Source organism: Lentzea alba, from assembly GCF_047445655.1.
In the GTDB taxonomy this organism is placed as follows: Bacteria; Actinomycetota; Actinomycetes; order Mycobacteriales; family Pseudonocardiaceae; genus Lentzea; species Lentzea alba_A.
Genome location: NZ_JAJAEG010000014.1, coordinates 85,237 through 111,251 on the forward strand (window position 1 = coordinate 85,237; position 26,015 = coordinate 111,251).

Consider the following 26,015-nt stretch of genomic DNA (forward strand, 5'->3'; position numbering starts at 1 on the left):
GTCCTATGCCGGATCACCATGCTCTGGCAACTAGTGACAAGATGGCCGCGTACCTCGCGCGCACCCGCGCGTAGTAAGTAATCCCGAGGAGATCCGAAGTGACTTCGCCGGAACTGGAGTCGGCCACCAACGCCGATCTCGTCATCCTCGGCGGTGGATCGGGTGGCTACGCCTGCGCGTTCCGCGCGGCCGAGCTCGGCCTGTCCGTCGTCCTGGTCGAGAAGGACAAGCTGGGTGGCACCTGCCTGCACCGCGGCTGCATCCCGACCAAGGCGCTGCTGCACGCGGCAGAGGTCGCGGACAACGCGCGCGAAGGCGACCAGTTCGGCGTGAAGAGCTCGCTCGAGGGCATCGACATCGCCGGCGTCAACTCGTACAAGGACGGCGTGATCTCGCGGCTCTACAAGGGTCTGCAGGGTCTCGCGAAGGCCAACAAGGTCACCCTGGTCGAGGGCGCGGGCACGTTCGTCGGCCCGAACACCGTCGTCGTCAACGGCCAGCGCTACACCGGCAAGAACGTCGTGCTCGCGACCGGTTCGTACGCGCGCAGCCTTCCCGGCCTGGAGATCGGCGGCCGGATCATCACCAGCGACCAGGCGCTCAACCTGGACTTCATCCCGGAGAAGGTCGTCGTCCTGGGCGGCGGCGTCATCGGCGTGGAGTTCGCGAGCGTGTGGCAGTCGTTCGGTGCCGAGGTCACGATCGTCGAGGCGCTGCCCCGCCTGGTGCCCGCCGAGGACGAGTACGCGTCCAAGCAGCTGGAGCGCGCGTTCCGCAAGCGCGGCATCAAGTTCAAGACCGGCGTGAAGTTCACCGGCGCCACCCAGTCCGACTCGGGCGTGTCGATCACGCTGGAGAACGGCGACGTCCTCGACGCCGACCTGCTGCTCGTCGCGGTCGGCCGCGGCCCGAACAGCGCGGGCCACGGCTACGAGGAAGCCGGCATCACGATCGACCGCGGGTTCGTCATCACCGACGAGCGCCTGCGCACGAACCTGCCGAACGTCTACGCCGTCGGCGACATCGTGCCGGGCCTGCAGCTCGCGCACCGCGGGTTCCAGCAGGGCATCTTCGTGGCCGAGGAGATCGCCGGCCAGAACCCGAAGGTGATCGACGAGGCGGGCATCCCGCGCGTCACCTACTGCAAGCCCGAGGTCGCCTCCGTCGGTCTCACCGAGGCCGCCGCGAAGGAGAAGTACGGCTCGGCCGAGGTGTTCATCTACGACCTCGCGGGCAACGGCAAGAGCCAGATCCTCAAGACCGCTGGTGGCGTGAAGCTGGTCAAGGCGCCGGACGGCCCCGTCGTCGGCGTCACCATGGTCGGCGAACGCGTCGGCGAGCTCATCGGTGAGGCACAGCTGATCTACAGCTGGGAGGCTTACCCGGAGGACGTGGCTCCGCTGATCCACGCCCACCCGACCCAGACTGAAGCCCTCGGCGAGGCCTTCCTCGCCCTGGCCGGCAAGCCGCTGCACGTGCACGGCTGACCGTTCCCCATCCAAGTCAGCCACACGAGAGCACGAGGAGTCAGCGAACAATGGCCTTCTCCGTCCAGATGCCCGCACTCGGTGAGAGCGTCACCGAGGGCACGGTCACCCGGTGGTTGAAGCAGGAAGGCGACCGGGTGGAGGTGGACGAGCCGTTGCTCGAGGTGTCCACCGACAAGGTCGACACCGAGATCCCGTCCCCGGCGGCCGGCGTCCTGCAGAAGATCGTCGCGCAGGAGGACGACACCGTCGAGGTCGGTGGCGAGCTCGCCGTCATCGGTGACGGTGACGCCGCCCCCGCGTCCGAGCCCGCCCCTGCTCAGGAGTCCGCCCCGGCTCCGGCCCCCGCGCAGGAAGAGGCTCCTGCCGCCCCCGCCCAGGAAGCTCCGGCTCCGGCTCCCGCCCAGTCCGGCGGTTCCGCTTCCGGCACCGACGTCACGATGCCCGCGCTCGGCGAGTCCGTCACCGAGGGCACCGTCACCCGCTGGCTGAAGCAGGTCGGCGACAGCGTCGAGGTCGACGAGCCGCTGCTCGAGGTCTCGACGGACAAGGTCGACACCGAGATCCCGTCGCCGGTCGCGGGCACGCTGCTCGAGATCACCGCGGGTGAGGACGAGACCGTCGAGGTCGGTGGCAAGCTCGCCGTCATCGGTTCGGGCAGCCCGGCTCCGGCCGCCGCTCCCGCCCCGGCGCCCGCCCCCGCCCCGGCTGCTCCGGCACCGGCTCCCGCGGCTGCCCCGGCTCCGGCCCCGCAGGCTGCTCCGGCGCCCGCACCGGCTCCGGCCGCTCCGGCTCCGCAGGCTGCTCCCGCCGCCGCGCCGTCCGCTTCGGGCGACGACGCGAACGGCACGCCGTACGTCACTCCGCTCGTGCGCAAGCTCGCGTCGGAGAACGGCATCGACCTGGGCTCGCTGAAGGGCACCGGCGTCGGTGGCCGCATCCGCAAGCAGGACGTGCTCGCCGCGGTCGAGGCCAAGAAGGCCCCGGCTCCCGCGCCCGCCGCTGCTCCGGCTGCCACCGCTCCGGCCGCCCGCACCGCCACCGCCCCGGTGGACAACTCGGGCAAGCGCGGCACCGTGCAGAAGCTCCCGCGTCTGCGTCAGATCGTCGCGCAGCGCACGCGTGAGTCGCTGCAGCAGTCGGCCCAGCTCACCCAGGTGTTCGAGGTCGACGTGACCAAGATCGCCCGGCTGCGCAACCAGGCCAAGAAGGCGTTCGAGGCGCGTGAGGGCGCGAAGCTCACGTTCCTGCCGTTCTTCGCCAAGGCCGCCATCGAGGCGCTCAAGGCCCACCCGGTGCTCAACGCGTCGATCGACGAGGAGCGCAAGGAGGTCACCTACCACGGTGCCGAGCACCTCGGTCTGGCGATCGACACCGAGCGCGGCCTGCTCAACGCCGTGATCCACAACGCCGGTGACCTGAACCTGTCGGGCATCGCCCACAAGATCGGTGACCTGGCGGCGCGCGCCCGTTCGAACAAGCTCACGCCGGACGAGCTCGCCGGTGGCACGTTCTCGCTGACCAACCTCGGCAGCAACGGCGCGCTCTTCGACACCCCGATCATCCAGCAGCCGCAGGTCGGCATCCTGGGTGTCGGCGTGGTCAAGAAGCGTGCTGTCGTCATCACCGACGAGGCCGGCGACGACACCATCGCGATCCGCTCGATGATGTACCTCGCGCTCACCTACGACCACCGCCTGGTCGACGGTGCCGACGCGGGCCGCTTCCTCACGACGGTCAAGAACCGTCTCGAGGAGGGCGCGTTCGAGGCCGACCTCGGCCTCTGACCGCCCTGAGCAGGACTGATATCCGATATATCGGATATCACTGAAGTGTGATCTGAAGGCCACCCCGGTTTGCCTGGGTGGCCTTCGGCACATCCTGGGTCCGGTATGTGATGTATGGCTGTGCACGCGATGGTTGAGTGGGGAACGATCTAGCTATGCGGGTTGTGATCGCGGGATCGTCGGGCCTGATCGGGACGAGCCTGGTGGCGTCGATGCGCGCCGCCGGTCACGAGGTGCTGCGGCTGGTGCGCCGCAAAGCCGCCGCGCCGGACGAACGCGGCTGGGACCCGTACGCCGGGCGCATCGACTCCGGGACGTTCGACGGCGTCGACGCCGTCATCAACCTGTGCGGCGCGGGCATCGGTGACAAGCGGTGGGACGACGCGCGCAAGCAGGTGTTGCACGACAGCCGGGTCGTGCCGGCCGAGGTGTTGTCGGCGGCGGTCGTCGAGCACGGCGTGCCGGCGCTGGTGAGCGCGTCGGGTGCGCACTTCTACGGCGACACCGGTTCGCGGCTCGCGGACGAGGACGCGCCGGGCGGGCACACGTTCATGTCGCGGCTGACCCAGGACTGGGAGGCGGCGACGTCCGCGGCCCAGGAGGGCGGCGTGCGGGTGGTGCTGATGCGCACCGCCGTCGTGATCTCTCCGTCCGGAGGGGTGTTCGGGCGGTTGAAGCCGGTGTTCCAGTTCTTCCTGGGCGGGAAGCTGGGGACCGGCGAGCAGTTCTTTCCGTGGGTGTCGCTCGACGACGTCGTGTCGGCCTACCGGTTCGTCGTGGAGCACGACGACATCCGCGGGCCGGTGAACGTCGCCGGGCCCACGCCGGTGACGAACGCCGAGTTCACCAAGGCGGTCGGGTCCGCGCTGCACCGGCCGACGCCGTGGGTGGTGCCGGCGTTCGCGCTGAAGACGTTGCTCGGCGGTGAGATGGCGCAGGAGCTGCTGCTGAGCGGGCCGGGCCTGACGCCGACGGTGCTGGAGAGCCGCGGGTTCCACTTCATGCACCCGGCACTGCCGGCGGCGCTGAACGCGGCGGTTGCATGACGCGTGTCATCGCCGCCGTGCTGGTGGTCTCCTGGTTGTTGCTCGGCGTACCGGAGGCCACCGGGCTCGACGTGTGGGTGCACGACGGGCTGCCGCGGCCGGAGTGGCTCCGCGCGATGGCGTACGGCGTGAGCCTGGTGCTGGGGCCGACGCTCGGGTGGTCGTTCGCGGCGGTGTTGTTCGTGCTGGCGTGGCGTCGGCGGGATCTGCGACTGTGGAAGGCGTTGGCGTTGCACGGGCTGTGTTGCGCGACGGTGCTGGTGCGGTGGGTGTTCGACCGGGTGCGGCCCATCGAGTACCACCTGCCGAGCTATCCGAGCGGGCACACGGTGGCGGTGGCTTCGGTGGCGTTCACGCTCGTCGTGTTGTTGCGGCGGGGTGCGCTGTGGGCTGTGGTGGCGGTGCTCGTCGGCGGGTTCGCGAGGGTCGTGCTGGAGATGCACTGGGTCACCGATGTCGTCGGTGCGGTGCTGGGTGTGACGGGTGTCGGGCTCGTGGCCGCACTGTCCCTGGGATTGGTAACGTCGGGTCGTGAACTCGTGTCGCACCTCGCAAGACCCCGTCGTGATCCGTGAGCTGGGGCTCATCGACTACATGGCGGCGTGGGACCTCCAGAAGGAGATCGCGGAAGCGCGCGCCGACGGCACCGGCCCGGACACGCTGCTTCTGCTGGAACACCCGCCGGTCTACACGTGCGGCCGGCGAACTCTCGACGAGGAGCGCCCGCGCGGTGGCGACACCCCGGTCATCGACGTCGACCGCGGCGGCAAGATCACCTGGCACGGACCGGGTCAGCTGGTCGGCTACCCGATCGTCAAGCTGGCCGACCCGATCGACGTCATGGAGTACGTGCGGCGCATCGAGCAGGGCCTGATCGACGTGTGCGACCAGCTCGGCGTCCGCACCGGCCGGGTCGAGGGCCGCAGCGGCGTCTGGCTGCCCGCCGACGACCGCGGCCCGGAGCGCAAGGTCGCCGCGATCGGCATCCGCGTGCAGCGCGGCGTGACCATGCACGGCTTCGAGATCAACTGCAACGCGAGCCTCGACGCGTTCGGCGACATCATCCCGTGCGGCATCAAGGACGCGGGCGTCGCTTCGCTCTCGCACGAGCTGGACCGGGACGTCACGGTGGCCGAGGTGCTGCCGCTGGCCCGTGACGCTGTGCTCGCGGCGCTGCAGGGTTCGCTCCCCCTGACGGACCGCACTTTGACCCGCACTGGCCCCGTCGCGCCGGGGATCACCTTCGCTAGCATTCCGTAGCCGCGCGCCGGGGGCTGAGCCGCGCGATTCCGGAGGAGGGTGCGTCGTGAGACTTTCTCGACGCCAGTTGTTCACGGCTGCAGGTATCACGGCGTTCGCGTCGTCGGGGATGACCGGAAGCGCTCAAGCGAACGGGCCGGTGGCGGCGGCCGCACCCGTTCGCGCGTGGAGCGGTGAGATCCGGGTCGGCGACTGGGAGCAGTACTACCTGGGGCTCGATGGCGGGGCGCACCAGAAGGCGCTCCGTGCATTGGACATCGCACATCGCGACGGGGTCCGCGCCGACGAGCAGAACCTGATGGTGCCGGTCGAGTCGGTGCGGCGGGCCGCATTGGAGTTCGGCGACCACGCTGCCGCCGATGTATTGCGCGACCAGTTCGAGCTCGACTCGCCGTCGATGCTCGGACGCGGGCTGAAGCTGGTGCTCGGGCAGGACGGGCTGGAACGCCGCTACCTCGACGACCCCGCGCTCCAGCTGCGATATATCGGCTATCGGCGCCGGGTCGGGCGGTACACCATGCCGATGCCCGACGCGGTCCGGCGCGCGCTGGCCTGATGCCCGGTATCCGATAGCCGATATGTCGCACGACCTGGCCGATATCCCCTATCCGATGTACTGGATGTGGGATGTCGGCGCCGGCTGGCCGTCGGGTCACCCGATATCCGATGTACTGGCTGCGGGACGTCAGCGCCGGCAGGACGTCGGGTCACCCGATATCCGATGTACTGGCTGCGGGACGTCAGCGCCGGCAGGACGTCGGGTCACCCGATATCCGATGTACTGGCTGCGGGACGTCAGCGCCGGCAGGACGTCGGGTCACCCGATATCCGATGTACTGGCTGCGGGACGTCAGCGCCGGCAGGACGTCGGGTCACCCGATATCCGATGTACTGGCTGCGGGACGTCAGCGCCGGCAGGACGTCGGGTCACCCGATATCCGATGTACTGGCTGCGGGACGTCAGCGCCGGCAGGACGTCGGGTCACCCGATATCCGATGTACTGGCTGCGGGACGTCAGCGCCGGCAGGACGTCGGGTCACCCGATATCCGATGTACTGGCTGCGGGACGTCAGCGCCGGCAGGACGTCGGGTCACCCGATATCCGATGTACTGGCTGCGGGACGTCAGCGCCGGCAGGACGTCGGGTCACCCGATATCCGATGTACTGGCTGCGGGACGTCAGCACCGGCAGGACGTCGGGTCACCCGATATCCGATGTACTGGATATCGGATATCGGGCTGACCGCGTTCTGGCGTGATATGCGATATCCGATATATCAGGCGCGCGATATATCGGATGTCAGGCGAGCTGCGGGGCCACGTCGGCGGCGATCTCGGTGATGTGGTCGAGGTCGGACAGGTCCAGGGTCTGCAGGTAGACGCGCTGGATGCCGGTCTGCTCGCGCCACGTGCCGATGCGGTCGACGATCTCGGCGGGAGTGCCGCAGAGGCCGTTCTGCTTGAGCTCGGACACCTCGCGGCCGATCGCGGCGGCGCGGCGGGCGACGTCCGCGTCGGTGCGGCCGAAGCACACCACGAGGGCGACTGAGCGGATGATTTCGCTCGGGTCGCGGCCGATTTCGGTGCACGCGGCGTCGACGCGGGCGTACTGCTCGACGGCGTCGTCGATGCCTACGAACGGCAGGTTGAACTCGGTCGCGTAGCTGGCGGCCAGGGCCGGGGTGCGGCGGGCGCCGCGGCCGCCGATCAGGACCGGGATGCGGTCCTGGGCCGGCTTGGGCAGGGCCGGGGAGTCGGTGAGCGAGTAGTGCTTGCCCTCGAAGGAGAACGTGCCGCCCAGCGGCGTCTCCCAGAGGCCGGTGATGATCGCGAGCTGTTCCTCGTAGCGTTCGAAGCGGGCGCCGAGTGGCGGGAACGGGATGCCGTAGGCGGTGTGCTCGGTCTCGTACCAGCCGGCGCCGATGCCGAACTCCACGCGGCCGCCGGACATCTGGTCCACCTGGGCGACGCTGATGGCCAGCGGGCCGGGGTAGCGGAACGTCGCGGCGGTCATCAGCGTGCCCAGGCGGATCGTCGACGTGTCGCGGGCCAGGCCGGCGAAGGTGATCCACGGGTCCGTCGGGCCGGGCAGGCCGTCGGCGGAGCCCATCTTCAGGTAGTGGTCGGAGCGGAAGAAGGCGCCGTAGCCGGCGTCCTCGGCCGTCCGCGCCACGCGGAGCAGGTCGTCGTAGCTCGCCCCCTGCTGGGGCTCGGTGAAGATGCGCAGTTCCACACCAAAGAACTTAGTCGTGCGAACGATGTCTGGCACCACCAGTTGAGACTTGCCCGAAGCGAGGAGCGGGTACGGCCGCACCGTCCGAAGTGAACACCCCGCGCGCAACAAGGTGTGGGTGCGAGGCGGCCTCGTCCAGTGTCAGCACCGGGGTCACGCAGGCGTCAGAGCGCTCGAACACCGCGGCCCACTCGTCGCGGGTCCGACTGAGGAACACCTCGGCGAACGTTTTGCGCAGCAGTGGCCAGCCATCACGGTCCATCTGCGCAGGCAGGTCTGAAGCGGACAAACCGAGTCCGGACAACAAGAGCGCATAGAACTGAGGCTCCAGCGAGCCCACGGCGACGGAACGGCCGTCCGCGCACTCGTACAGCGAGTAGAACGGGCAGCCGCCGTCGAGAAGGTTCGAGTCAGCAGAGTCCTCCCACACGGACTGCGCCTTCATCGACCAGATCATCTGGGCCAGCGACGCCACCCCGTCGACGATCGCCGCGTCGACGACCTGGCCACGTCCGGTGCGCTGCCGTTCCCACAACGCCGCCAGCACGCCCAGCACCAGGTACAGCGAACCGCCGCCGAAGTCGCCGACGAGGTTCAGCGGAGGCTTGCCGATCGCGTGCAGCACACCGGTCACCGACAGGTAGTTGATGTCGTGACCGGCCCGATCGGCCAGCGGCCCGGTCTGCCCCCACCCGGTCATCCGCGCGTAGACCAGACCCGGATTGACCGCCAGGCAGTCGGACGGCCCCAGACCGAGACGCTCCAGCACACCAGGACGGAAGCCCTCGATCACCACGTCAGCATTCGAAATCAGCGACAACACCGAAGCACGGCCGGAGGCGCACTTCAGGTCCGCGGACACCGAACGCCTGCCGCGCAACAGGAAGTCGCGCGAGGCGTCCGGCACCACGGACAGCCCGCCGGACGGTCGCTCGACGCGCACGACCTCCGCGCCCAGGTCCGCGAGCAGCATCGCCCCGTGCGGACCGGGCCCGATGCCGCCGAACTCGACGACCCGCAAACCCTCCAGAGGAGCCATCACGCTTCGAAGGACAGCCGCGGGCCGAAGATCGCGCCGGTGGACTCTGCCAGACCGCGCATCGCCTTGGCGTGTCCCCCGAAGTCCGGGTGCGCGAGAGCGGCGCGCAGATCGTCCGCGCTCTCCCACAGCGCGATGTTCACATAGGACGCCGGGTCGTCGAGCTGGCGCGACAGCGTGTACCTGATCAGGCCCGGCTGCTCGCGCAGGAACGCCGCCGTCTCGTCGAAGGCCTTCTCGAACTCCTCGGGGGCACCGGTGAGCGTGAAGCGGTTCACGAAGGTGATCATGCGAGGTTCTCCCCTACAACGACCGAATACCAAGGAGAACCATGCACACCGCGTCTTGAGACGTGCTCAAGGAACGCCCGCCAAGCTCACCGGCATGCGCATCATCGATCTGTCTTCCCACATTGACGCATCCGCGTACGAAGCGGACCCGGTGACGCACGAGGTGCTCACGGCCGCGCAGGGTGCCGAACACATGGCCGAGCAGCTGAAAGCAAGGCTCGGCATCGAGTTCGACGTGTCCGTGCTGCGGGACTCGGAGTTCCTGACGCTGGACCGCATCAGCCTCACCTCCCACACCGGCACGCACGTCGACGCGCCGAGTCACTACGGCTCGAAAACCACCTACGGCAACGGAATCCCGCGCCACATCGACGAGATGCCGCTGGAGTGGTTCCACAACCCCGGCGTCAAGCTGGACGTGCGAGGCCACGGCACCGGCGTCATCGGGCCCGAAGTCCTGGAAAAGGAGTTCGCCCGCATCGGGTACACGCCGAAGCCGATGGACATCGTCATCCTCGACACCGGCGCCGCCGAGCACGCGGGCACCCAGACCTACTTCACCGACTACACCGGGCTCGACGGCCCCGCCACGAACCTGTTGCTGGACCTGGGCGTCAAGGTGATCGCCACCGACGCGTTCAGCCTCGACGCGCCGTTCCCGGACATCGTGAAGCGCTACCTCGCGACCAAGGACGAAAGCGTGCTGTGGCCCGCGCACTTCGCGGGAAGAGACCGCGAGTACTGCCAGATCGAACGCCTCGCGAACCTCGACGCACTGCCGGACTTCGGGTTCACCGTCGTCGCGTTCCCGGTCAAGATCAAGGGCGCCGGCGCGGGCTGGACCAGGGCCGTCGCTCTCCTCGACGACCAAGTCTCAAGTGAGAGCTGAATCACCATACCTACCGTAAAAGGTATGGGCAACAACGAAATATGGCCACCTGAGAACGAAGACCACATCGTCCGCGGCATTGACTGACCGCCAAAGGGCCGCCCTCCAGGAGAGGGCGGCCCTTTTATACGCCCTAAACCAGCCGAGCCCGGGCAGCCTCAACGGAATCCGAAGCGTCCAGCAACGGCAACACAGCAGAAACCCCGGACCGCACAGCCTTCGTGCGGCGCGCGAACGACGTCAGCGTCTGACCAGGCCCGGCCTCCACCAGCAACACGTCGTACATCGCCAGCAACTCGTTCAACGCCGGTCCGAAGTAGACGGCATCGGTCAGCTGCCGAGTCCAGAACCGCGCGGACAAAGCATCCTCAGCGGTCATCAGCTTGCCCGTGTACCCCGAGTACACCGGCATCGTCGGCGGCACAGGCGAAACGTTCCAAGCGGCCAAAGCCTCATCCACAGCGGGCTGCATCGCCGGCGAGTGGAACGGCGTGGAAGCCGGCACGGTCACCACGATGTACTCGTCCGCCTCCAACCGCGCGCGAACCGCAGCCAGCGGCTCGTCCGACCCCGCCAGCATCGTCTGCCGAGCCGAGTTCACCGCGGCGATCGCGACATCACCGACGAGATAAGGCAAAAGATCAGCCTCAGAAGCCGCCACCGCCAGCATGCCACCGGAAGGAATCGACACCGCCGACACCACCCGGTCCCGCACCATCGAAACCGCTTCCTCCAACGAGAAGACCCCCGCCAAAGTCGCGGCGACGACCTCCCCCGCAGAGTGTCCGATCAGCGCAACCGGCGAGACGCCCCACGACAAAACCGTGCGCCCCAACGCGTAGTCGACCGCGAACAACAACGGCTGCGCTCGCGACACGTGATCGATGTCAGCACCCGACAACCAGTCCTCGCATGCAAGAGAACCAACTTCGCCGAACAGCTCGAACACCTCGTCGATCACCGAGGTGAACACGGAATCCGTGCCGTACAGGGAAGCCGCCATCCGCGGGTACTGCGACCCCTGCCCGGGAAACATCAGCGCTACATCCACAAGAAGCCTCCAGAAACGGCTCAGGGGCCGCGAAACATCTCGCGACCCCTGAGAAACGGTGACATCACCTGTACTCGCGAACCACCATGGCGGAGTTGAACCCGCCCTTGCCGCGCCCGAGAACCAGAGCGGCGCGCACCTTCCCGTGCCGGGCCTCGTTCATCACGAGGTCGATCTCGTACTCCGGCACGGGGTTTTCGACGTTGACGGTGGGCGGAATCGCCGACCAGTAGATCGAGAGGATCGCCGAGGCGACGTCCAGCGACCCACCACCGGCGAACAGCCGCCCGGTCATGGTCTTCGGCGCCGTCACGGGAACCCCGAACGGCCCGAAGATGCCCTTGATCGCCTCGGCCTCGGCCTTGTCGAGCTCCGGAATCCCGGCCGCGTCGGCGAACACCACGTCGATCTCCGAGGCGTCCATGCCGGCGTCGCGCAACGCCAGCTCGGCCGCCCGCTTCAGCCCCGGCTCACGGGAAGGCATCCGCGAGTCGAACGTCGAGGCGTACCCGACGATCTCGCCGTAGATCCGGGTACCGGGACGCTCGGCCGCCGACTCCGGTGTCTCGACCACCATGATCGCGCCGCCCTCGCCCGCGACGTACCCGGAGGCGTCGCGGTCGAACGGCAGGTAGGCACGGCGAGGGTTGTTGCTGCGGGACAGGCAACCCGACGCCTGGTGCGCCACCCACGCCCACGGGCACAGCGAGGAGTCCATGCCACCGGTCAACGCCAACTGCACGCCCTTGCGCAGCTGACGACGGGCGTGCCCGATGGAGTCGATGCCACCGGCCTGCTCGGACACGACGACCGCGCCGGGACCGCGCGTGCCGTGGCGGATGGAGATCTGGCCCGTGTTGACCGCGTAGAACCACGCGAACGACTGGTACGCCGAGACGTACTCGGGCCCCTGGTGCCACAGCTTCTGCAACTCGCGCTGACCGAACTCGTACCCGCCCGCCGTCGCCGCGGTGATCACCGCGATGTCGGTGTCCGGGATGTCGTTGGGCTGCACACCCGCGCCGCGCAACGCCCAGTCCGTGCCCACCAGCGTCAACCGCGTCATGTGGTCCGTCTGCGGCAGCAGCCGGCCCTGCAGGTGCCGGCCTGCCTCGAAGCCCGGCACCTCACCGGCGATCTTCGCCCAGTAGTTGGCACTGTCGAACCGGGTGATCGGCTTGATCGCCGCCTCCCCGTGCAGGGTCGCCCGCCAGTACGCGGTCGGCCCCAGCCCGTTCGGCGACGCGATGCCGATTCCCGTCACCACCGCCCGAGTCACCGGCCTGCCCCTTCCACCTTCTTGAGCACCATGGCGCTCTGGAATCCACCGAAACCACTGCCCACGGTCAAAACCGTGTTCACCTTCTTCTCCCGCGCGACCAGCGGTGTGTAGTCGAGGTCGCACTCGGGGTCCGGCTCGTGCAGGTTCGCCGTCGGCGGGATGAGGTCCTCCTCGAACGCCAGCAGCGAGCCGACGATCTCCAGCGAACCGATCGCGCCGAGCGAGTGCCCGATCATGGACTTGAAGCCCGACACCGGTGTCTTGTACGCGTGCGCGCCCAACGAACGCTTGAACGCAGCCGTCTCGTGCAGGTCGTTCTGCTTGGTGCCCGAGCCGTGCGCGTTGATGTAACCGACGTCCGTGGCGTCCGCACGCGCCTGCTTCAGCGCGATGTTGATGGCGTCGGACATCTCGATGCCCTCGGGGTGCAGGCCCGTCATGTGGTAGGCGTTGCACCGCGAGGCGAAGCCGGCGACCTCACCGTAGATGTGCGCACCGCGAGCGCGGGCGTGCTCCAGCTCCTCGAGCACGATGATCGCGCAACCCTCGCCCAGCACCAGGCCGTCGCGGGTCTTGTCGAACGGGCGGCACGCGGTGGTCGGGTCGTCGTTGCGGGTGCTGGACGCGCGGATGACGTCGAAGCACACCACGGTGATCGGGGAGAGCGGGGCCTCGGTGCCGCCGGTGACGACGACGTCCGCGGAGCCCTCCATGATCAGCTCGGCGGCGTAACCCACCGAGTCCAGCCCGGAGGTGCACCCGGTGGAGACCACCGAGACCGGACCTTCGGCGCCCACGGTCCACGCCAGCTCCGTCGCCATCGAGGACGGCGTGAAGTAGTCGTAGAGGTGCGGAACGGCGTAGGACTGGTCGACCTCCCAGTACTTGCCCCGGTCGGAGCCGACGATGAACTCGCGCTCCAACGAGGTCGTGCAGCCGACCGCGGTGCCGAGCGAGACACCGATGCGGCCGGGGTCGAGCTGGTCGAACTCGATGCCCGAGTCGGCCATCGCCTCACGGCCGGCCACCACGGCGAACTGCGCCGCCCGGTCGAGCCTGCGGATCTCTTGCGGCGTAAGGCCTTCGCGCACGGGGTCGAAGTCTGCTTCACCCGCCATGCGTGAGCGGTACGGAGACGCGTCGAAGTGCGTGATGATGCGAGTCGCCGTACGCCCTTCGGACAGCAGTTTCCAATACGCCTTCGTTCCGATGCCACCAGGTGCGACCACGCCCACCCCGGTGATGACGGCGCGACGACTCATCGGACACCTCCAATCGCCTTCTGTGCGGACACGGTCTGCTCCAATCTCGGACAGGGCACGGGAGCGATACCTGTTTCTGCCGAATGAACCGATGGTGAAACGGCCCGATCGAGGCCACCTCGAACGACGGCGTAGGACCCCTGTACGAGTCCCGCCCCCGCGTCGGCCGCGAACAGCTGTTTCGCCGCCGAGCCGCCGCCGTCGTGACATCCGAAACCAAGGGGCACACCGGTTTCCGCGACCGACGAGACGATCTCCCCGATCTGGTCCGGCCACAACGCACCCGCTGTGTCGTGCAACAACACGGTTTCCGCCCCAGCCTCCGCGGCGGTCAGCACGACCTCCAAAGCGTGTTCGGGGTCGATCAACCAGCCGTCGAAGAAGTCCCGCGCCTCGACGATCACTCGCCGTTCGGCGCGCACGAGTTGACGCACGGCTTCTCTGAGAACCGAGAAGCCGTGCCCTTGAACAACTATTGCCACCGCAGGGGTTTCCGCGGCGAGCAGTGCGGTGAGGTCTTCCGCACCACCGGAAGCGATGAGGGTGGCTGTCCGCAACGAGAGCTCGACCGAAGCCCGGTGGTAGAACGACCGGGCAGGACGGCCTCCGTCGACGAACGTGACTCCGAGCGCGTCGAGGCGCCGCGCCGCGACCAGTCTGTCCGAGATGGACAGGCCGGTGCGACGCAGCGAGATGTCGTAGAGCTTCATCTAGAACCCCGACAGCAGTACGCGGGAGGCCTCGATCTCGTAAGCGCAGTGCCCCACTTCGGAGGGACAACCCTTGCGCTGATGCTCGACCGCGGCTTTCTCCAGGTACATCGAGACCACGTAGAGCCCGTTGCGGCTCGCGGCGCGCGCAGCGGCTGTCAGCAGGTCCGCGCCACCCAACCCCATCGCGTCACCTCACCCGTTCTCGGCGAATTCCTTGGCGTGCCGGAGGGTCGTGAGGCTGTTGGTCCCCAGCGCGTGGCGGATGAGCTCGCGGGCGCGTTCCAGAGTCCCTTCGGCGCCCAGCACCTCGGGCACGACCTCCGGCCGGATGACGACCGTGTGGTGCGAGGTCGCCTCGATGCCGGCCTCGATGCCGTCGCCGATGTCGCGCAACGTCCACCGCCCGACGTGCGCCGCCATGATCGGCGGTGTGGCCGTCTGCTTGTAGACGATGCTGTCGTACGGGAAGCAGACCCGCACCGAATGCGTGGTGTGGATCGACCCGTCCGGGCTGCGTGTGTCCATCTCCATGGACTGCACCCCGGTGACGGCCTCCTTCAGGTCCAGCCGCGCCACGTGCGGCAGTCGCTGCGGCCACAGGTCCGACCGGTACAGGAACTCGTAGACGTCCTTGCGGCTCGCGTGGATCGTGATGCTGTCGGAGAACGACAGCACGAGCTTGTCGTAGTCGTCGCCGTACTCGGCCGCCCGCTTCAACGCCGCGAGCTCCGCGTCGCTGTTGTTGTTGACCGCGTTCAGGATGAGGTCGACCGCCTCCGGCTGGGCGGCGGTGAAGTGGTGCAGCAGATCGACCCGCGTCGCCGAGTCGGCGATCGGGACGATCCGCCACTCCCCTCCCATCGTCTTCACCGGTGCCGCCGAACGCTCCTGCTCGAAGGAGATGTGCAGGTTCGCCGGGTCGAGCTCGCGCCGGGACGTCCACGTGCGCACGTCACCGTTGGCGAACGCGTGCAACCGCAACCGCTCCGTCGAGCCGTCCCGCTCGAACACCTCGGCGTGCACCGTGGGTCCGAAGGTGTACGGCCAGGTCGTCACGTCCGCGACCAGGTCGTAGACCACCTTGGCGGGAGCACCGATCATGACCGTGTGCGTGGTGGTGTGCGTCATGTTCGTCTCCGTTCCCGAGTCGCCGTCAGGCCGCGATCTGGCTGTTGACCTTGTCCAGCAACTGGCGTGGCGTCTCGATGTACGCCATCTCGTCGTCGGCGACGGAGACCCCGTGCTTGCGCTTGATCAGCGCCACCGTCTCCAGCAGGGCGAGCGAGTCGAAGCCCAGCTCGAGGAACGGGATGTCGAGAATGTCCTGGCCCGGCTTGAACGAGTCGTCGTCGCCCGCGGCCTCGTTGAGGATCTCCTTGAGGCCCTCGATGGTCAGTGCGCTCACGGCTAGCTTCCTTTCCTCCAGCGGGCGGTTTCCGCGCGCCCACGACTGAGGTTGCCAGCGCGCACTGGTAAGCCACTGGAGATGCCCTCGAAGAAACCGTTGCCACACAAAGAAAAACGGCCCCCGCCACAGTGTGGAGGGGGCCGCTGGAGCCGAACTCAGGCCAGAAGTCGTTGCAGGTGCCGGGTTTCCGCACTGTCGAGGCGCGGGTCGGACGTGAGGATCGCGTGCTGCAGGCCCTGCAGACGCGATGACGGCTCGACGCCGAGCTCCTCGATCAGGGTGTTGCGCAGCGCCTTGAACGCGTCCAGCGCCTGCCACTGCCGGCCGGCGCGGAACAGCGAGATCATGTACTGCGCACACAGGTTCTCGTTCATCGGGTTCTGCACGGTCAGCACGGAGAGCTCGCTGAGCAACGACTTGTGCTTGCCCATCCGCAGTTCCGAGTCGATGCGTGCTTCGAGCACGCCGAGCCGGGACTCCTCCAGCCGCACGACCTCGATGCCCAGCGGCATGCCGGGCCGCACGTCGACCACGGCCGGGCCACGCCACATCTCCAACGCCTGGCGCAGCAACCGGGACGCGGACGTGAAGTCGTCGACCTCGTACGCCTGCTGGCCGGCCCGGGCCAGGCGCTCGAACTCGTGCACGTCGACGGACTCCGGCGGCACGTCGAGCAGGTAGCCGCCGTAGCGGGTGACCAGCACTTCCTTCGCGCCGCTCTCACCGGACGACGACAGCGCGTCGCCGATCAGCTTGCGCAGCTGCAGGATGTAGGTCTGCAGCGTGGTGCGGGCGCTGCGCGGCGGGCGGTCGCCCCACAGCTCCTCGATCAGCGTGGGGACGGACACGACCTGTCCGGAGTGCAGCGCCAGCAGAGCCAAGATCTGCCGAGGCTTGGCCGCCGTGGGCGTCACCGAGCGACCGTTCACCTTGGCCTCGACCGGCCCCAGGACCTTGATCTGCATCGCGACCCCTCCTTCGGTTCCAAGCACCTGGTTAGTCTGCTCGGCCCAATGAGGACGCGTTAGTGCACAGGCCATCGATGTCAGGTGAGTTCTGCCCGTGCCGGGTATGAAAACTTCATACCGGGGCGCATTAGCCGGTAACTACCGACCCATTACCGCTGGTCAGCAGAATTACCCCATCCAATTGCAACGCAAACCCCGACCCGACATCGGAGATGCACATGTACCCCACCGTCACCGTGGAGCACCTGGCAGCCGTCACCACCGACATCGACGAGTCCGACGACATGAAGATCTACCAGTTCGACCGTGAGGCCTCGATGGACTGGACACTCATCTTCAACAGCGGTTTCTGCGCACCGGGCAAGTGCTACCAGGCAGATGAAGAGGTTCTCGCGGCATGAGACGCGAACAGGCCGAACCGGGCGAGCAACGCATCGGGTTCAAACGACACCTCCGGCCGCAGATAGTTCAGGGTGAAGCCGTTTACCTGTTCGGGGAGTCCGGGGTAACGGCTGTTGCAGGCACCCACGTCGAAACGCTGGCGCCGTTGCTCGACGGCACCCGCGATCTCGCCGCACTGCTGCGCGACGCTCCCGCCGGTCTGACCGCCGACAAGGTGGGTCGCATGCTCACGCGGCTCGCCGCGGCGGGCCTGATCGGCAGGCGGGGCACGGAGGACGGTTCGGCCACGGCAGAGGCCTCACTCGCGTACTGGGACGCGGTGGGCCTCGATCCGGCGGACGCGGTGGCGGCGACGACGAAGTCGCTGGTCTCCGTGGTCGCGATCGACGGCACCGATCGCGATGCGCTCGTGGAAGCCTTGCACCGCAACGAACTCACGGTCACCTCGGGGAGTGGTGACCTGACGGTCGTCGCGTGTGCGGACTACCTGGCTTCCGAGCTTCGCGACATCGACGCCGCACACCGCGCGGCCGGCACCCCGTGGTTGCTGGTCAAGCCAGTCGGCGCGCAGGTGTGCGTGGGTCCGTTCTTCACCCCCGGCGACGGCCCTTGCTGGCGTTGCCTGGCCACCCGCCTGTCGGTGAACCGCAAGGCGGAGGCCCACGTGCGAGCGCGGTGCGGACAACGTGGTCCCGCACCGCGCCCGGCCATCGGGCTTCCGTCGCTGCAGGCGACGGCGCTCGACATCGCGTCGGTCGAGGCGGCGAAGTGGCTCGCGGGAATCCGCCACGAGACGCAGCGGTCGATCTGGAACTACGACAGCCTGAGCATGAAGGTCACGCAGCACGAGGTGCGGCACCGTCCGCAGTGCCCGGACTGCGGTGACCCGGAAATCGTCGCGCGCAGGGCGTTCGAGCCGGTCGAACTGTTCAGTCGCGTGAAGCGCTCCTGCGAGGGCGGCGGCCACCGGTCGTCGTCCCCGCAGGAGATGCTCGACACCTACCGCCACCTCGTCGGTCCCGTCACCGGGATCGTCAGGGAGATCCGCCGGGACGAGAACGGGCCGGAGTTCTTCAACTCCTTCGTGTCCGGCTCGAACGTCGCGGCCGCCGGCGAGGGCGTCGAAGGACTGCGCTCGACGCTGCGGGCGGACACCGGCGGCAAGGGCGTGACGCCGCTGGACGCCCAGGTCGGCGCACTCTGCGAAGCCGTGGAACGGCGCAGCGGCGCGTGTTTCGGCGAAGAGGCACGGGTGCGCGGCAGCTACCGCTCGTTGGGCAACCTCGCGATCCACCCCGACACCGTGCAGCACTACCACCCCCGCCAGTTCGAGAACCGGGAGGCGTGGAACGCGAGCCACTCGTCGTTCCAGTACGTCACGACCCCGTTCGACGAGGACGAGGTGATCGACTGGACCCCGCTGTGGTCGCTGACCGAGCGGCGGCACAAGCTGCTGCCGACCGCGATGTGCTACTTCGGCGTGTCCACTCCGGACAGTGTCACGTCCAACTCCAACGGCTGCGCGGCCGGCAGCAGCCTGGAGGACGCGGTCCTGCAGGCGTTGCTGGAGCTGGTCGAACGGGACTCGGTCGCCATCTGGTGGTACAACCGCACGCCGTTGCCGGGCGTGGACCTGGACTCGTTCCACGACCCGTGGATCGACGAGCTGCGCGAGGTGCACGCGAGCCTCGGCCGCGAGGTGTGGCTGCTCGACGTCACCGCGGATCTCGGGATTCCGTCGATGGTCGCCGTGTCCCGCCGCACGGACGGGGGCCCGCGTGAGGACATCATGTTCGGCTGCGGCGCGCACCTGGACCCGCGCATCGCGGCACGGCGCGCGCTCACCGAGCTGAACCAGTGCATGCCCGCACTGTGCGAGCCGGTGGACCTGTCCCGGTTCGACGTCGACATGCGGCACTGGCTGGAGACCGTCCGGCTCGCCGAGCACCCCTGGCTGGCGCCCGACCCCGCGGTGCCGGCCCACGACGTTTTCCACCACGGCCACACCCACCGGGCGGACCTGCTCGACGACATCCAGGCCGTCCGGGACGTGCTCGAAGCCAAGGGGATGGAGGTGCTGGTGCTCGACCAGACCCGGCCCGACATCGGGCTGCCGGTCGTCCGCGTGGTCGTGCCGGGACTGCGCCACTTCTGGTCGAGGTTCGCTCAAGGGCGCCTCTACGACGTACCGGTACAACTGGGTCGACTCTCCACGCCTCGCCGCTACGAAGAGCTCAACCCGATCCCGCTGTTCATGTGATGCACAACTGCCAGAGCGGAGGCGCCGCGGTGACCACCACCCAGTCGCACGTCCCGGCCGGCCGACCGTTGTGGTCGTTGCTGGAGGACGCGTTCATCGACGAGGGGAACGAGCACCTCACCGTGCACGGCCGGTGGGGCGCCATCGAGATCGCCGACACCAGCCCACTGGTCCGCGAGGCACTGCACCGGATGAGCCTCGGCCCGGTCGCGCTGGAGAACATCTCCGCGCTGCACGAGAACTTCGTGCGGTGGAAGAACGGTTCCGGGCCGTGCCTGATCTGGCGCAAGCTCAAGAACACGCTCGACCAGCTGGGTGGCTGTGTCGTGCCGTCGCTCGGGCTCAACGACGGCGCCGGGCCGATCCTGTCGGTCGTCGCGGTGACCCGTGACGCCGTCTTCACGCTGCCGCACATCGCGGAGCACGAGGTCGTGACCATGCGGCCGGGCACCGAGATCGAACGGCTGAACGGCGACCAGGCGCTCGCCTGTCCGGGTCGCCCCTATCAGGTGATCCTGCACAGCGCGCCCGCCACGGAGATCGCGAAGTCGATGCTGGACAACGAGACCACCATCGCTCAGGTGGCCGAGACGTTGCAGGTCGAGAAGGTTCTGGTCGCGGACGTCGTCGCCTACCTGGCGGGGGCCGGGCTCGTCGTCGTCGCGAGGTGTTGAGCCGCCGTCATGTTGCTCCGATCGCGGATCGCAAAACGCGAGATTTCCCAGGAAGCGCCCGTATCATGGCCGCGTCCCGACCCTCGCGTGGGAGCTGCTGCTGTGACGCTGCGACAGGAACGCTCATCGGTGTCCCGTCGTTTGGCGTACGTCGTGATCAGCGTGGTGTTCGCCGGCTACCTCGGCAACGCGTTCATGTACGTCCTGCAGGCGGGCGCCACCCCCGCGCGGATCGCGGGCTCGCTCGCCTGCCTGCTCACCATCGGGTACCTGCAGCTGCGGGTGTTCTCCCGGCCGAGCGCGGATCTGCGGTCGGCCAAGGCCTACCTGGCGCTCGGCGCGTTGGCGCTGCTGGTGTTCGTCCCGGTGCCCTTCTTCCCGCTCGCGTGGGGCGGCATGCCCGGTTTCCTCGCGGGCAGCGCACTTCTGGTGCTGCCGGGCCGGGTGCGGTGGTTCGTGTTCGGCGCGGTGGCGCTCGCCAACGCCGCGACCAAGATCCAGTACGGCATCCCGCCCGTCGGGCTGGCCTACTACGTGATGACGTCGCTGGTCTCCGGCCTGGTCGTCTACGGACTGTCACGGCTGCCGACGCTGGTGAAGCAGCTGGAGACCGCCAGATCCGAGCTCGCGGACCTCGCGGTGTCGCAGGAGCGGCTCCGGTTCGCCCGCGACCTGCACGACCTGCTCGGCTTCAGCCTGTCGGCGATCACGCTCAAGGTGGAGCTGGCCCGGCGGATGCTCGGTGAGCAGACCGAACGCGCCCTGAGGGAACTGACGGAGATCCTCGGCATCGCCCGCGAGGCGTTGACGGACGTTCGTGCGGTGGCGTCGAGCTATCGCGAGCTGTCGCTGTCCGACGAGATCGAGTCGGCGCGGTCCGTGCTGACGGCGGCGGGCGTCGCGGTCACGATCGAGGTCGACCACACCGATCTCTCCCCGCGGTCGAGAACCGTGCTCGCGACGGTGCTGCGCGAGGGCGTGACGAACCTGCTGCGGCACAGCGAGGCCACCCGCTGCGAGATCACGATCTCCGGCGCCGGCGGCTGCGTGTCGATCGACATCACCAACGACGGCGCACCCGCCGAGGCCGGCGGCGAGCGGGGCAGCGGTCTCACCAACCTCGCCACCCGCACCAGCGCCCTCGGTGGTTCGCTGCTCGCGCAGACCTCGCCGGACGGCACCTACCGGCTGCACGCCGAGGTACCGGCCGAGCCCGCCCCCGAGGAGCCGGCGCGAGGCCCGCGCACTCAGGCCCCGCCGATCGCCACGCGGTTCGCCCAGGTGCTGCTCACGGTGGTGGTGATCGGGTACGGCCTGATGGCGACGCTGCTGGCGTCCTACGACTACGCCACGGTCGGAGTGGCCGGGATCGCGACCGCCGCGGTGAGCAGCGCGCTGATCGCCGCGCTCGTGCTGGGCGTCGTGAGCCGCCCGAGCGCCGGGCCGAGCCCAGCGCTCGGTTACGCGGCACTGGCCGGGATCGCCGTCTGCGTGTACGTGCCGCAGTTCGTGTTCGGCAACCCCTACCTCGGTGGTGTGCCCGGTTTCCTCGGCGGTGCGGCAGCGATCCTCCTGCCGCGCCGGGTGGGCTGGGTGGCGTTCGTCGCGGTCGTCATCGGGCAGGGCGTCATCTCGACGGTTCTCGGTGAGAACACCGTGAGCGTCACGTGGGCGGTCATCGCGGCGACGAACCACGGCCTGGTGCTGTACGCGTTGACCCGCCTGCGTTCCATGCTGACCGAGCTGTACGAGGCCCGTGAGGAACTGGCGACGGCGGCGGTGACGCAGGAACGGCTGCGGTTCGCGCGCGACCTGCACGACCTGCTCGGGTACAGCCTGTCCGCGATCACGTTGAAGAGCGAGCTCACGCACCGGCTGGTGACGATCGACCCGGACCGGGCGCGCCAGGAGCTCGGCGAGGTCCTGGAGATCTCCCGGCAGGCGCTCGCGGACGTGCGGTCGGTGGCGCTGAGCTACCGGGAGCTGTCGTTCGACGAGGAGACCCAGTCGGCGCAGGCGTTGCTGTCCGCCGCCGACATCGAGGTGACCGTCCGGATCGACGCGTGCGACCAGCTGCCGAAGGACGTGAAGGTGACGCTGGCGACGGTGTTGCGCGAGGGCGTGACGAACCTGTTGCGGCACAGCAAGGCCGAGCACTGCGAGATCGTGCTCAGCAGCTCGCGGCACCTGGTCACGATGGACATCGTCAACGACGGGATTCCGAACAACGAGAGGAAGTCCCGTGACGGCAGCGGAATCGGCAACCTCACGACCCGTGTCCGCGCGCTCGGCGGTGACCTGCACGCCGGTCTCACACCCGACCACACGTTCCGGCTGCGCGCGGAAATCCCGTTGAGCAACTGAGTGCTCAACGGGATTTCTTGTTGGGGAGATTTCGGTTTTACACCATCTCCAGAACCGCGCAACCCCAGCTGTAACCGGCACCCACCCCGAACATCACGATCCGCTGACCCGACTCGGCCTTGCCGGACTGCACGAGGTGGTCCAGGCTCGCGAACTGGTCGCCGGCACCGAGATGACCGACCGTGCGGCTCCACTCCCACGTGGTGCGCTCCGGCGCGATGTCGTACGGCCGCAGGTAGTTCACGTCCAGGCGGCGCCGGCCGAAGTGCGGCAGGATCACCCAGTCGGCGTCACCGATCTTCATCTCGGCGTCCGACAGTGCTTCCTCGACGCACCGCATCTGGCCGGCGTTGGCCTTGTTGATGCCGTAGGAGAGCCCGAACTCGCGGCTGAACGTGTGCTTGGCTTCCTCGAAGTCCACCGGGATGCGGTGCGAGAACGGCGCCAGGCCGAACGGCACGTCACCGCGGTGGAGCGGTTCCAGATCCGAGTCTGCATTGATAGCCAACGAAAGCAGCTTCGCGTACCCGCCGCGGCTGGTCAGCACGATGGCCGACGCGCCGTCGCCGTAGGGCGTGCCGGGGTCGGTGCGCCACCGGTCGATGCCGGGCAGGCAGAAGCGGTCCGAGGTCGTCAGGAGGGCGTCCTTGCCGGGCCTGGAGGCCAGGTAGGACACCGCGAGGTCCAGCGCGGCCATGCCACCGTTGGACATCTGCCGGATCTCCAGTGCCAGGCAGTTGTTCCGGACGGTCTCGCGCTGGATGTACGAGCCGACCGGCCACAGGTCCTGGCCCTGGTGGTAGGTGGTGGCGTGCAGGATCAGCTCGATGTCGTCCGGCCCGGATCGCGCGCGGTTCAACGCGATCTGCGCCGCGGCGACCGCCATCTCGGCCGCCGACTCGTGCGGCGACACGGCGACCGACTCGACGTCCGTTCGTGCGACGAGCTTCGGCTCGCACTCCCCCGATGCGATCGCGTCCGCGACCATCAACGTCTCGGGCAGCCGCACTCCGTTGCCACTGACGAAAATGTCCTTCACTCGCACTGCGGTCAGACCTCCTTCAGCGCGCGGGCGATGCGCACCACGCGTTCCGCCTGCACCTGGGCCGCCCGCAACGCGACGTCGCAGACGGGCTTGTTGTCCGCGCCCAGGACGTGTGAGGTGCCGTAGGGATTCAGGTCTCCTCCCGGCGGCACGATGATCCCGCCGAAGTGGCAGACCATGTTGTAGATCGACACGAGCGTGGTCTCCATGCCGCCGTGGATGCTGCCGCCGGAGGTGAACGCGCTGTAGACCTTGTTCGCCAGCAGGCCGCTGAACCAGGCAGGCCCCAGCGTGTCGATGAACTGCTTGAGCTGCGCGGACACGTTGCCGAACCGGGTCGGCGTGCCGAACACGACGGCGTCGGCCCACAGCACGTCGTCGACCGACGCGATCGGCACGTCCTCGGTGTCCTTGAGATGCGCGGCCCAGGCCGGACGGGACTGCACCGCGGCCGCGGGCGCCAGCTCCGCCGCCCGCACCAGCCGCACCTCGGCGCCGTGCTTCTCGGCCGTCTCGGCGATCTCGGTCGCCAGCCGGTGAATCGTTCCCGTCGAGGAGTAGTACGCGACTGTCACGTTGACGCTGCGGTCCATGGCGCATCCCTTCGCAAGGCAGCTCGGTTCACCCTTGTCGGGTCGCCTCGATGTGGCGTGGAGCGCGACATGAACGTTGGGAGATATGGTGTCGCGCGGAGGGGCGCGATGATCAGGGTTCTGCTCGCGGAGGACATGCACATGGTGCGCGGTGCTCTCATCGCGCTGCTCAACCTCGAACCGGACATCGAGGTCGTGGCCGAGGTGAGCTCGGGCGACAAGATCGTGCCGACCGCGCGTCAGCACAAACCCGATGTCTGCGTGATCGACATCGACCTGCCGATCCTCGACGGGCTGAGTGCCGCCTCGACGATCCGCGAGACGATGCCGCAGGTCAGGACGTTGATGCTGACGTCGTTGGGCCGTCCGGGGACGTTGCGCAGGGCGTTGGCCGCGCGCGTGGACGGGTTCCTGCTCAAGGACGCGCCGCCGTCGGAGCTGGCCGACGCGATCCGCCGGGTGAACGCCGGCGAACGCGTCGTGGACAGCCAGCTCGCACTGGCGGCGTGGGACCGGGGCGAGTGCCCGCTGACCGACCGCGAGCTGGAAGTGCTGCGGCTGGCGGCGAACGGGTCTGACGCGCCGGACATCGCTGTGGCGCTGTCCCTTTCGGTCGGCACGGTCCGCAACTACATGACCACGATCCTGACCAAGCTCAACGGGCGCAACCGGGTGGACGCCATCCGCATCGCCGAGGAAGCCGGCTGGCTCTAACCCCCTCTGCGTGCCATGAGGGTGACTCTCATGGACCTGAGGTTCATGAGAGTCACCCTCATGGCACTCCAGGCGGGGCATGATCATGCTGCCTGCTGGCCGGTGGTGCGCAGGTCGAAGCCCGGCCGGGCCACGATCTCCGGGGTGAGCTGGTTGCCCGCCTCCAGGATCCGGCGGCCCATCAGGAAGTCGATCGGGCGGTTGTAGGCCTCGATGCCGATCAACCGGTCGTCGCGGAAGCAGAACACCGAGAAACGGCCCTCCGCCGGATCGCCGACCGTGACCGTGCGGTCGTGGCCGTCGGCGAGGCCCGCGATCTGCAGCTTCACGTCGTACTGGTCGCTCCAGAACCACGGCAGGGCGGTGTAGGGCTCGGCGCTGCCCAGGATCGCGGACGCGACCGTCGTGCCCTGGTCCGTGGCGTTCTGCACCGATTCCAACCGGGTGAGCCCACCGGTGAGCGCGCTGGCGAACCTCGCGCAGTCGCCGACCGCGTGGATGCGCGGGTCGACCGTGCGCAGGTGGGCGTCGACGACGATGCCGTTGTCGACCGCCAGCCCCGCTCGTTGCGCGACCTCGGTGTTCGGGATGACTCCGGTGCCGGCCACGACGAGGTCCGCGACGAGCACGGTGCCGTCGCTCAGTTCGACGAAGCCCTCCCTGACCGCGTGGACGCCGGTGCCGGTGAGGATCTGCACGCCTTCGGAGCGGTGGCGGTTGGTGAGGTGCTGGGAGATCTCCGCGGAGACGGCCCGCTGCATCACCCGCGACTGGGTCTCGACAACCGTCACCTCGTGCCGCAGTTTCCGCACCACGGCGGCGAATTCCAAGCCGATGAACCCACCGCCGATGACGACGACGTCGAGTCCGATCTCGCCGTCGAGCTTGGCCCTGATGGCGTCCGCGTCCTTGACGGTGCGCAGGTTCAGCACGTGTTCGGCGCCGGGGATGGGCAACGGCCGTGGCCGCGCTCCCGTCGCGAACACCAGGTGGTCGTACGAGATCGTGCGGGCACAACCCAGCACGGCCACCCGTGCCTGCCGGTCGACGCCGATCACGCGCTCGTTCTTGACGAGTTTGATGCCGTGATCGTCGTAGTAGGAGTCCTGTCGCAGCACCAACCCGGCGAGGTCGGTCTCCCCCGCCAGATAGGCCTTCGTGAGCGGTGGCCGCTGGTACGGGGCGGCCTGCTCGTCACCGATGAGGGTGATGGGGCCGCGGGGTGCCTGTTCTCGCAGGGACACCGC

26 protein-coding genes are annotated in these 26,015 nt (G+C 68.6%); 12 read left to right on the forward strand and 14 right to left on the reverse strand.

Annotated features, from left to right (window positions below; genetic code table 11):
• Positions 1 to 98: 98 nt before the first annotated feature.
• The 6 genes from lpdA to LFM09_RS23705 all read left to right on the forward strand — a co-directional run bounded on the left by lpdA (position 99) and on the right by LFM09_RS23705 (position 6,136).
• A complete protein-coding gene (lpdA, locus tag LFM09_RS23680; protein WP_414098716.1) occupies positions 99 to 1,487 on the forward strand; it encodes a dihydrolipoyl dehydrogenase in 1,389 nt (462 codons plus the stop codon).
• Positions 1,488 to 1,537: 50 nt separating this feature from the next.
• The gene (gene sucB / locus LFM09_RS23685) at positions 1,538 to 3,274 is read left to right on the forward strand and encodes a 2-oxoglutarate dehydrogenase, E2 component, dihydrolipoamide succinyltransferase (protein ID WP_414098717.1); all 1,737 of its coding nucleotides are present in this window, start codon (positions 1,538 to 1,540) and stop codon (positions 3,272 to 3,274) included.
• Positions 3,275 to 3,429: 155 nt separating this feature from the next.
• Positions 3,430 to 4,320 (forward strand): TIGR01777 family oxidoreductase, encoded by an 891-nt coding sequence (locus tag LFM09_RS23690; protein WP_414098718.1) that lies wholly within the window; start codon positions 3,430 to 3,432, stop codon positions 4,318 to 4,320.
• Positions 4,317 to 4,895, forward strand: coding sequence for a phosphatase PAP2 family protein (locus tag LFM09_RS23695; protein ID WP_414098719.1), 579 nt, complete (start codon positions 4,317 to 4,319; stop codon positions 4,893 to 4,895). Before LFM09_RS23690 ends, LFM09_RS23695 begins: the two co-directional genes overlap by 4 nt.
• Positions 4,852 to 5,580: a lipoyl(octanoyl) transferase LipB gene (gene lipB, locus LFM09_RS23700; protein WP_414098720.1), complete on the forward strand. Its 729-nt coding sequence runs from the start codon at positions 4,852 to 4,854 to the stop codon at positions 5,578 to 5,580. The genes LFM09_RS23695 and lipB overlap by 44 nt, the downstream gene beginning before the upstream one ends.
• 46 nt (positions 5,581 to 5,626) lie before the next feature.
• A complete protein-coding gene (locus LFM09_RS23705) occupies positions 5,627 to 6,136 on the forward strand; it encodes a hypothetical protein (RefSeq protein ID WP_414098721.1) in 510 nt (169 codons plus the stop codon).
• A 745-nt stretch (positions 6,137 to 6,881) separates the two neighbouring features.
• Here LFM09_RS23705 and LFM09_RS23710 read toward each other — a convergent pair.
• From LFM09_RS23710 to LFM09_RS23720, 3 genes are read right to left on the reverse strand one after another with little or no spacing between them, the layout of a single operon-like run.
• Positions 6,882 to 7,814 carry an LLM class F420-dependent oxidoreductase gene (locus tag LFM09_RS23710; RefSeq protein WP_414098722.1) on the reverse strand — a complete coding sequence of 311 codons (933 nt, stop codon included), beginning with the start codon at positions 7,812 to 7,814 and terminating at the stop codon, positions 6,882 to 6,884.
• Positions 7,815 to 7,824: 10 nt separating this feature from the next.
• On the reverse strand, positions 7,825 to 8,856 hold the full coding sequence (locus LFM09_RS23715) for a CaiB/BaiF CoA transferase family protein (protein ID WP_414098723.1): 1,032 nt from the start codon (positions 8,854 to 8,856) through the stop codon (positions 7,825 to 7,827).
• Positions 8,853 to 9,143, reverse strand: coding sequence for an antibiotic biosynthesis monooxygenase family protein (locus LFM09_RS23720; RefSeq protein WP_414098724.1), 291 nt, complete (start codon positions 9,141 to 9,143; stop codon positions 8,853 to 8,855). The genes LFM09_RS23715 and LFM09_RS23720 overlap by 4 nt, the downstream gene beginning before the upstream one ends.
• 94 nt (positions 9,144 to 9,237) lie before the next feature.
• Between LFM09_RS23720 and LFM09_RS23725 the strand changes: the two genes are divergently transcribed.
• On the forward strand, positions 9,238 to 10,032 hold the full coding sequence (locus tag LFM09_RS23725; RefSeq protein WP_414098725.1) for a cyclase family protein: 795 nt from the start codon (positions 9,238 to 9,240) through the stop codon (positions 10,030 to 10,032).
• Between the two features lie 133 nt (positions 10,033 to 10,165).
• Here LFM09_RS23725 and LFM09_RS23730 read toward each other — a convergent pair whose 3' ends face one another.
• From LFM09_RS23730 to LFM09_RS23765, 8 genes are all read right to left on the reverse strand, one after another.
• Positions 10,166 to 11,068, reverse strand: coding sequence for an acyltransferase domain-containing protein (locus LFM09_RS23730; RefSeq protein ID WP_414098726.1), 903 nt, complete (start codon positions 11,066 to 11,068; stop codon positions 10,166 to 10,168).
• Positions 11,069 to 11,147: 79 nt separating this feature from the next.
• A complete protein-coding gene (locus tag LFM09_RS23735) occupies positions 11,148 to 12,362 on the reverse strand; it encodes a ketosynthase chain-length factor (RefSeq protein WP_414098727.1) in 1,215 nt (404 codons plus the stop codon).
• Entirely contained in the window at positions 12,359 to 13,627 is a 1,269-nt protein-coding gene (locus LFM09_RS23740; RefSeq protein ID WP_414098728.1) for a beta-ketoacyl-[acyl-carrier-protein] synthase family protein, read from the reverse strand. The genes LFM09_RS23735 and LFM09_RS23740 overlap by 4 nt, the downstream gene beginning before the upstream one ends.
• Entirely contained in the window at positions 13,624 to 14,337 is a 714-nt protein-coding gene (locus tag LFM09_RS23745; RefSeq protein ID WP_414098729.1) for a hypothetical protein, read from the reverse strand. The genes LFM09_RS23740 and LFM09_RS23745 overlap by 4 nt, the downstream gene beginning before the upstream one ends.
• A complete protein-coding gene (locus tag LFM09_RS23750; protein WP_090070955.1) occupies positions 14,338 to 14,523 on the reverse strand; it encodes a hypothetical protein in 186 nt (61 codons plus the stop codon).
• A 9-nt stretch (positions 14,524 to 14,532) separates the two neighbouring features.
• Complete coding sequence (locus LFM09_RS23755) at positions 14,533 to 15,468, reverse strand: aromatase/cyclase (protein ID WP_414098730.1); 936 nt, start codon at positions 15,466 to 15,468, stop codon at positions 14,533 to 14,535.
• A 25-nt stretch (positions 15,469 to 15,493) separates the two neighbouring features.
• Complete coding sequence (locus LFM09_RS23760) at positions 15,494 to 15,745, reverse strand: acyl carrier protein (protein ID WP_414098731.1); 252 nt, start codon at positions 15,743 to 15,745, stop codon at positions 15,494 to 15,496.
• Between the two features lie 158 nt (positions 15,746 to 15,903).
• On the reverse strand, positions 15,904 to 16,713 hold the full coding sequence (locus LFM09_RS23765) for an AfsR/SARP family transcriptional regulator (protein ID WP_414098732.1): 810 nt from the start codon (positions 16,711 to 16,713) through the stop codon (positions 15,904 to 15,906).
• A gap of 221 nt (positions 16,714 to 16,934) precedes the next feature.
• Between LFM09_RS23765 and LFM09_RS23770 the strand changes: the two genes are divergently transcribed.
• The 4 genes from LFM09_RS23770 to LFM09_RS23785 all read left to right on the forward strand — a co-directional run bounded on the left by LFM09_RS23770 (position 16,935) and on the right by LFM09_RS23785 (position 22,416).
• Positions 16,935 to 17,117, forward strand: coding sequence for a hypothetical protein (locus LFM09_RS23770; RefSeq protein ID WP_414098733.1), 183 nt, complete (start codon positions 16,935 to 16,937; stop codon positions 17,115 to 17,117).
• Positions 17,114 to 19,378 carry a TOMM precursor leader peptide-binding protein gene (locus LFM09_RS23775; RefSeq protein WP_414098734.1) on the forward strand — a complete coding sequence of 755 codons (2,265 nt, stop codon included), beginning with the start codon at positions 17,114 to 17,116 and terminating at the stop codon, positions 19,376 to 19,378. Before LFM09_RS23770 ends, LFM09_RS23775 begins: the two co-directional genes overlap by 4 nt.
• Positions 19,379 to 19,407: 29 nt before the next feature.
• Complete coding sequence (locus tag LFM09_RS23780; RefSeq protein WP_414098735.1) at positions 19,408 to 20,052, forward strand: hypothetical protein; 645 nt, start codon at positions 19,408 to 19,410, stop codon at positions 20,050 to 20,052.
• 102 nt (positions 20,053 to 20,154) lie between these two features.
• On the forward strand, positions 20,155 to 22,416 hold the full coding sequence (locus LFM09_RS23785; protein WP_414098736.1) for a sensor histidine kinase: 2,262 nt from the start codon (positions 20,155 to 20,157) through the stop codon (positions 22,414 to 22,416).
• Between the two features lie 37 nt (positions 22,417 to 22,453).
• Here LFM09_RS23785 and LFM09_RS23790 read toward each other — a convergent pair whose 3' ends face one another.
• Entirely contained in the window at positions 22,454 to 23,461 is a 1,008-nt protein-coding gene (locus LFM09_RS23790) for a ketoacyl-ACP synthase III family protein (protein ID WP_414098737.1), read from the reverse strand.
• Positions 23,462 to 23,466: 5 nt separating this feature from the next.
• A complete protein-coding gene (locus tag LFM09_RS23795) occupies positions 23,467 to 24,054 on the reverse strand; it encodes a flavodoxin family protein (RefSeq protein WP_414098738.1) in 588 nt (195 codons plus the stop codon).
• A 108-nt stretch (positions 24,055 to 24,162) separates the two neighbouring features.
• On the opposite strand from LFM09_RS23795, the gene LFM09_RS23800 reads away from it, so the two are divergent.
• Entirely contained in the window at positions 24,163 to 24,768 is a 606-nt protein-coding gene (locus tag LFM09_RS23800; RefSeq protein ID WP_414098739.1) for a response regulator transcription factor, read from the forward strand.
• Positions 24,769 to 24,851: 83 nt separating this feature from the next.
• Here the strand turns inward: LFM09_RS23800 and LFM09_RS23805 are convergent.
• A partial coding sequence (locus LFM09_RS23805) for an NAD(P)/FAD-dependent oxidoreductase (protein ID WP_414098740.1) occupies positions 24,852 to 26,015 on the reverse strand: 1,164 nt, incomplete at its 5' end.

Excerpts from the sequence above, each read along its gene's own strand:
- sucB (WP_414098717.1), top strand. The coding sequence starts at position 1,538 with ATGGCCTTCTCCGTCCAGATGCCCGCACTCGGTGAGAGCGTCACCGAG.
- LFM09_RS23690 (WP_414098718.1), top strand. The coding sequence starts at position 3,430 with ATGCGGGTTGTGATCGCGGGATCGTCGGGCCTGATCGGGACGAGCCTG.
- LFM09_RS23695 (WP_414098719.1), top strand. The coding sequence starts at position 4,317 with ATGACGCGTGTCATCGCCGCCGTGCTGGTGGTCTCCTGGTTGTTGCTC.
- LFM09_RS23720 (WP_414098724.1), bottom strand. The coding sequence starts at position 9,143 with ATGATCACCTTCGTGAACCGCTTCACGCTCACCGGTGCCCCCGAGGAG.
- LFM09_RS23725 (WP_414098725.1), top strand. The coding sequence starts at position 9,238 with ATGCGCATCATCGATCTGTCTTCCCACATTGACGCATCCGCGTACGAA.
- LFM09_RS23730 (WP_414098726.1), bottom strand. The coding sequence starts at position 11,068 with ATGTTTCCCGGGCAGGGGTCGCAGTACCCGCGGATGGCGGCTTCCCTG.
- LFM09_RS23740 (WP_414098728.1), bottom strand. The coding sequence starts at position 13,627 with ATGAGTCGTCGCGCCGTCATCACCGGGGTGGGCGTGGTCGCACCTGGT.
- LFM09_RS23745 (WP_414098729.1), bottom strand. The coding sequence starts at position 14,337 with ATGAAGCTCTACGACATCTCGCTGCGTCGCACCGGCCTGTCCATCTCG.
- LFM09_RS23750 (WP_090070955.1), bottom strand. The coding sequence starts at position 14,523 with ATGGGGTTGGGTGGCGCGGACCTGCTGACAGCCGCTGCGCGCGCCGCG.
- LFM09_RS23755 (WP_414098730.1), bottom strand. The coding sequence starts at position 15,468 with ATGACGCACACCACCACGCACACGGTCATGATCGGTGCTCCCGCCAAG.
- LFM09_RS23765 (WP_414098732.1), bottom strand. The coding sequence starts at position 16,713 with ATGCAGATCAAGGTCCTGGGGCCGGTCGAGGCCAAGGTGAACGGTCGC.
- LFM09_RS23770 (WP_414098733.1), top strand. The coding sequence starts at position 16,935 with ATGTACCCCACCGTCACCGTGGAGCACCTGGCAGCCGTCACCACCGAC.
- LFM09_RS23775 (WP_414098734.1), top strand. The coding sequence starts at position 17,114 with ATGAGACGCGAACAGGCCGAACCGGGCGAGCAACGCATCGGGTTCAAA.
- LFM09_RS23795 (WP_414098738.1), bottom strand. The coding sequence starts at position 24,054 with ATGGACCGCAGCGTCAACGTGACAGTCGCGTACTACTCCTCGACGGGA.
- LFM09_RS23800 (WP_414098739.1), top strand. The coding sequence starts at position 24,163 with ATGATCAGGGTTCTGCTCGCGGAGGACATGCACATGGTGCGCGGTGCT.